Annotated in this window: 1 protein-coding gene; it reads right to left on the bottom strand. The window is 43.5% G+C overall.

Annotated features, from left to right (window positions below):
- Positions 1-453, bottom strand: a 453-nt coding sequence (locus NS331_RS25935; RefSeq protein WP_206597373.1) for an ATP-grasp fold amidoligase family protein, incomplete at both ends; no start/stop codon positions are given.

The following is a 453-nucleotide window of genomic DNA, read 5'->3' as shown; positions in this document are numbered from 1 at the left end:
GTGGGCTCGGCTATCGGCGCAGGATGATGAGGATAGTCAATCTGGAAAGGCTGCAGTTCCCACTTTCTGTTGTAGACATTGACATATTCCCTGCCCTGCTCATCCGTAAAATCCGCCTCAATAATGCTGGCATTACCGTTGAAACAATGGATACGCAACATCTCAGGCGTTGTACTTCTTTCACGGCCTGCAAACAATTCAATATATTCTTCACAGAGAATCATCGGCGAGATGTTTTTATATTGCCATTCCCGAGTGGTGTAATACATATTCTTTTTCATCGCTAAATCCAGCTTCAGTAAAGCGGCTTTGATATTGAACGTCGCTTTGTCTTTACAGATTATCGTACTGCCGCTGTCGTGATTGCATTTCAAAACGAAAGTCGCGGGTAAACGGTTTAACGCAATCTCTTTGGTGCTTTTATACGTGTTAATGAGTGGCACAATCATCACA

It is taken from the genome of Pseudacidovorax intermedius, assembly GCF_001476815.1.
GTDB lineage: Bacteria > Pseudomonadota > Gammaproteobacteria > Burkholderiales > Burkholderiaceae_C > Xenophilus > Xenophilus intermedius_A.
This window is presented reverse-complemented; position numbering and strand designations above follow the sequence as displayed.